Annotated in this window: 6 protein-coding genes; 3 read left to right on the top strand and 3 right to left on the bottom strand. The window is 52.3% G+C overall.

Annotated features, from left to right (window positions below; translation table 11 throughout):
* From MKMG_RS10435 to MKMG_RS10425, 3 genes are all read left to right on the top strand, one after another.
* A partial coding sequence (locus tag MKMG_RS10435) for a glycosyltransferase family 2 protein (protein WP_371415219.1) occupies positions 1-341 on the top strand: 341 nt, incomplete at its 5' end.
* Between the two features lie 232 nt (positions 342-573).
* On the top strand, positions 574-1,128 hold the full coding sequence (locus MKMG_RS10430; RefSeq protein WP_165077806.1) for a ferredoxin domain-containing protein: 555 nt from the start codon (positions 574-576) through the stop codon (positions 1,126-1,128).
* 7 nt (positions 1,129-1,135) lie between these two features.
* Positions 1,136-2,203 carry a GHMP kinase gene (locus MKMG_RS10425; RefSeq protein WP_165077804.1) on the top strand — a complete coding sequence of 356 codons (1,068 nt, stop codon included), beginning with the start codon at positions 1,136-1,138 and terminating at the stop codon, positions 2,201-2,203.
* Between the two features lie 113 nt (positions 2,204-2,316).
* Here MKMG_RS10425 and gltA read toward each other — a convergent pair whose 3' ends face one another.
* The 3 genes from gltA to MKMG_RS10410 all read right to left on the bottom strand — a co-directional run.
* Positions 2,317-3,675, bottom strand: coding sequence for an NADPH-dependent glutamate synthase (gene gltA / locus MKMG_RS10420; protein ID WP_165077803.1), 1,359 nt, complete (start codon positions 3,673-3,675; stop codon positions 2,317-2,319).
* Positions 3,672-4,511: a sulfide/dihydroorotate dehydrogenase-like FAD/NAD-binding protein gene (locus MKMG_RS10415; protein WP_165077801.1), complete on the bottom strand. Its 840-nt coding sequence runs from the start codon at positions 4,509-4,511 to the stop codon at positions 3,672-3,674. Before MKMG_RS10415 ends, gltA begins: the two co-directional genes overlap by 4 nt.
* A gap of 44 nt (positions 4,512-4,555) precedes the next feature.
* The coding region (locus MKMG_RS10410) for a DUF5591 domain-containing protein (RefSeq protein ID WP_165077799.1) at positions 4,556-5,306 on the bottom strand (751 nt) is incomplete at its 5' end.

Genomic DNA, 5,306 nt, shown 5'->3' with positions numbered 1-5,306 from the left:
TAAAAAACAGAATCAATCTCGGCCTTGCCAATACCTTCTCCCGACTGGGCTATTACACGAAGTGTCTCTACTATACACTGGGGTGTAATACGGCGTTTCGGAGAGATGCCTTCATGAAAATTGGCGGCTACAAGGTATGTGACGCAGGAGATGACCTGGAAATTGCACGGCGGGTTGTCCATGAGGGAGCTGTCCGTTTCTGTCCAAAGATGAGAGTCGCTTTTTCCATGCGCCGGTATGACCAGTTCGGAACCCTGAAATCACTGTATGAATGGGTACATATTGTACGAAAAGGCGGGGACTCGGATGAATGTCAGTATTCAAAACGTGAATACCAGTAACGACCCGGCTTTTTACACACACAAAAATATTGATTGATGCATTCTGAAATATGTCTATCCCAAACATAATCGCCCATTTTTCATTTTCCGGAATCGGAATGCCTTTTGATCATCCATCGTGCATTTTTTAGATAGGTATTCCCGCAATTCACCCGTTTTTTCCATTCTCTCTGCCATTACCTGTGTAATTCGTATAGGAGGCTTTTTATTACGGCTTCTGCTCATATCTGTTATGAATCCTGAAACCCGTGCGGCAGGAATGGTCGCAGACCTGATGGTCCTCTCTGCACGGACAGCCCCAAAAGGGAAGGCAGCTGATTCAATTACAGCAGCCATAAAGACAGGGGATGAACTAAAAACCCTTGCTGATGAAATGAAACGGATCGGAGAACGTGACAGCATTGGATTTTTCATACGTGATGCCGGAAATGTCGCGTCAGCTGATGCGTGTGTGATTCTTGGATGTCAGGGGGGCACAGTCCTCGGTCTCGACTGCGGGGGATGCGGATATGCCACCTGCAAAGAGCTGGCTGAGGCATGGTCGAAAAGAGATCAGAATCAGAACCAGCCGTTCTCCGGTCCAAACTGTGTCATCAAGATGGCAGACCTGGGAATTGCCCTTGGTTCTGCGGTAAAGACTGCATCCATCCATAACCTGGACAACAGGATCATGTACTCCGCGGGCGTGGCGGCACTGAGCCTTGGCTGGCTTCCGGGATGTTCAGTCGCGTATGCAATACCTGTCCGGGCAGCAGGGAAGAATATTTTCTTTGACCGGAAGGTGTGATGCAAAAATGGCTAAAATGATTATACGGGGAGGAGATCTGGATCTTGTTGAGTATGATTTTGCTCCTTTTTCACCGGGTGAGAGCATCAATACCCTTGGATATGAGCAGAACTACTCACTTGATATCTCCGATAAACCCATTACCGTCCGTGTACCTGCACGTATCCATTTAACGGTTCTGGATATGAACCGGTTTGCGCCCAACAGACCGGGCGGCGGCGGATTTGGATTTGCCCTTCAGCTCTATTCCACAGCAACGGTTGAGTGCATTCCGTCCGGCGTCGAAATTAACTATACCCGCGTGCCGATGATCCTTCACCTCGTGGCGGTACTGCAGACAGTCACCGGCTATACAGGTGGATTCAGAATATCCGTGGTTGACCATGAACGAAAACATGTCGGCCTCGGATCAACAGGGACAGTGCTGACAGCTGTTGCGCATGCTATAAATACAGCTTTGGGCTCTCCCCTGACAACGGAACAGCTCCGGCTCCTTGTCGGGTATAACTATGTGGAAGAGACCGCAACAGGGGAAGTTGTACAGGGATTTGAGACCGGCGTCGGGCCTGCTGCGATCACCTATGGCGGAATGGCCGTGCTGGGAGACGAACTGACACTCGTCTGCCGCCATTCCTTTGCAAAAAACAAAAATGTATTCATCATCATTCCTTCTGTGGAGGCTGACGCAGCAGGGGAGAGTGAGTTCAATGTCCTGATGAACCGGGCACGCACCCTTGATTACCGCGACCGTGAGCTGAAGGCATATATGGTACTGATGGATCTTATTCCGGCCCTGATTCATGACGACCTGCGCCGTGTGGGGGATGTCGTCTGGGAGATTGAATTCAGAGGCTCAAAACGTGCTGAAGTGGAACACAACAGTTTCATGATATACCAGTATATGAGCCAGCTCAGGGAGGCAGGGTTTGAGTTTGTGGCGATGAGTTCCGTCGGCCCCACCATTGCAGTTGTTACCGGGTCAGCCCGTGAAGAGGTTGAAGCCGTCCTGAAACCACTGGGAATAGGTATTGCCCTTGAGACAAAAGTAGACAATGAAGGCATCAAAGTTATCTGAAGGTAAGATTCAGCATCCTGTGAATCTCCATTTTTTCATTGTGCTCCCGGACGGGTAGCATCGAAGAAAAAAGACCGGCATCCTTTCTGGCACCAAAAAAATAAAATAAAATATTATTCTGAATCAGTATCCGCAAGCATCTGGTTTATTGCCGCTGCCGCCTTCTTGGCAGATCCCATTGCCCAGATGACGGTTGCCGCACCGGTTGCAATGTCGCCGCCCGCAAATACATGCGGAATGGATGTACGGCCGTCCTCATCAACTTCAATATTGCCGCGACGTCCCCGTTTCAGTCCGGGGATAAGTCCTGCAAGAAGCGGATTCGGGCCCTGGCCGATGGCTTCAATGACGACATCCACATCAAGTGTGAATGTACTGCCCTCTCCGGTGCAGGGGCGGGGAACGGGCCGCCCGCTCTCGTCACATTCACACATATCCATACGGGTGCACTCGATTCCCTGCACTTCCGGGCCGCCCAGAATCCGCGTAGGGTTGGCACAGCAGACAAACTCCACCCCTTCCTGAATGGCGTTTTCTACTTCTTCCTGCCGGGCAGGCAGGTCCTCTTCACGCCGCCGGTAAATGAGGTATACCTGTGCCCCGAGCCTGCGGGCGACACGGGCGGAATCCATGGCCACATTGCCACCGCCAATGACGGCCACCCTGCTTCCGCGGATAACAGGTGTGTCAAACTCCGGGAACCGGTCGGCATGCATCAGGTTTACACGGGTAAGGAATTCATTGGCTGAATAAACACCGCTGAAATTCTCACCCTCAATACTCATGAAGTAGGGAAGGCCTGCTCCGGTGCCGATGAACACGGCGTCATAGGCAAGCAGTTCATCGACCGGGACACTTCTTCCGACGATATGGTTCAGGTGCAGTTCGGCACCAAGGGCAAGGACCTGTTCAATCTCAAATCTGACAATGTCCTTTGGCATCCGGAATGCAGGAATTCCGTATGTCAGTACCCCGCCTGCTTCATGCAGGGATTCAAAGATGGTGACCTGATGTCCGGCGCGGAGGCACTCTGATGCTGCAGTGATACCTGCAGGGCCCGACCCGACGACTGCCACCCGCTTGCCTGTCGCAGGTGCGGTCTGTGGCGGTTCAACACCATTCTCTCTCTCCCAGTCTGCAACAAACCGTTCAAGCGCTCCAATACGCACCGGCTTGTCTTTCTTTCCCAGAATACAGGTGCCCTGACACTGTGCCTCCTGTGGGCAGACACGTCCGCATATCGCAGGGAGCATATTGTCCTGTTTAATAATCCGGGCAGCAGTCCTGAAATCTTCATCTGCTATCGCATTGATGAAACCCGGAATATCGATTGATACCGGGCACCCGTCCACACAAAGGGGGCGTGGACATCCCATGCACCGCAGTGCCTCAAGCACTGCGGTCTGTTCGGGAAGGCCGGTTGCAACCTCTTTGAAATCCTGAAGACGTTCTTCCGGAAGTCTGCGGTTCACTGATGCTCACCACACTCGCACTTGTGTTCATGGTAATGTTCCAGGGATTCCTTTTCCTGTCCGGTGTATGTGCGCTGGCGGTTCATCAGTTCGTCCCAGTCTACCTGGTGTGCATCGAATTCCGGTCCGTCAACACAGGCAAATTTTGTCTCGCCGCCGATGGTTACCCGGCACGAACCACACATGCCGGTCCCGTCCACCATAATCGGGTTCAGGCTGACAAATGTCCTGACGTCGGTATCGAGTGTGGCAAATGAGGTGATCTTCATCATAATGGCAGGGCCGATGATCCAGACTGCATCAAGTGCCTTGTCAGCGACCATCTCCTTCAGTATATCCGCAGGGTATCCGTGGTGTCCTTTTGAACCGTCATCCGTACAGATGACCAGTTCGTCACATGCTTCTCGGAGTTCGTCTTCAAGCAACAGGAGCCCTTCATTTCGTGCACCGATAATGCCGGTGACCTCATTCCCTGCAGCTTTCAGTTCACGTGCGAGAATCGGGAGGCAGGCAATGCCTACGCCCCCGCCGATTACTGCACACCTGCCCCATTTCTTTACCTCTGACGGAGTGCCGAGAGGGCCCGCGATATCGCGGATACTCTCTCCTTCTTCCAGGGCAGCCAGCTGCTGGGTCGTTTTTCCGACCGCCATGAAGACAATCCTGACGTCTTCACCCTTGGTAGCCGATATGGTCAGGGGAATTCTCTCCCCGTGTTCATCAATACGAATTACAACAAACTGCCCGGCACGCCCGGTCTTGGTTACATGGGGTGCATTGATCCAGAATTCGTAGATATTGTCAGCAATTTGGTTTCGTTTAATTATCCTGTACACAGCGCCATCTCCAGAAGTTATAAAGAATGTTTCATTATTGGGGGTTACCCCTTCTTTACCTTACGCAACTTCACCGCAATACCCCGTGAGGAATGCAGCATCTCTTTTGCACCCATGACAGCCTTGCCTGTGGCCTGAGCACGCGGGCCGGTCACAAATACCTCATCACCTTCGCGAATGGCAGGGTCAGCATCGACAATACCAGGTGCAAGCACATCACCCTGCGGAATAAAGTCGTCAATGACAACACGGTATCGGTCTCCAATCAGACTCCAGCCTTCCATGGTGGGGCGCAGCAGTCCGGTTGTCTCATCGATACTGAACATCTGATTGCGTCCTTTCATCACCTTACGGCGGCCCCTGCGTCCTTTCAGTATCAGGTTACTGGTGTCCAGATCCAGATCAAACTGCCAGGACAGTGTGCCCCTGACCGCATCCGGCCATATTTTGCGTCCCCCTTTCAGGCTTTCCTCAAGACGCCTGAGGGATTCAGGAGAGGTCGGGCGGTCGCCCACACAGGTGGATTCGATTTCAACCCCTGCACGTTGTGCTGCATCTTCTGCAATGAGACGCGTCTTTTCATCCAGATGGGCGATGATTCTTTTGAACTGGTGTTTCTCAAAGTAGCGTGCAAGAGATGACGCGATAAATTCCCGTTCCTCCCGGTCCCAGTAGCCTGTCACCGGAATATCATAATGACCTGCCGGATATAGGGCTTCCAGCTCCCGTGGTACAATACCCATGGGAGAGGTGAGAATCAGTTCATGTGCCCTGTTCTGAATGGCATACGAAAAT

It is taken from the genome of Methanogenium sp. MK-MG (assembly GCF_009914725.1).
Lineage (GTDB): Archaea > Halobacteriota > Methanomicrobia > Methanomicrobiales > Methanomicrobiaceae > Methanogenium.
The sequence above is the reverse complement of the archived record's forward strand: the minus strand, read 5'-3'. Positions and strand labels throughout refer to the sequence as shown.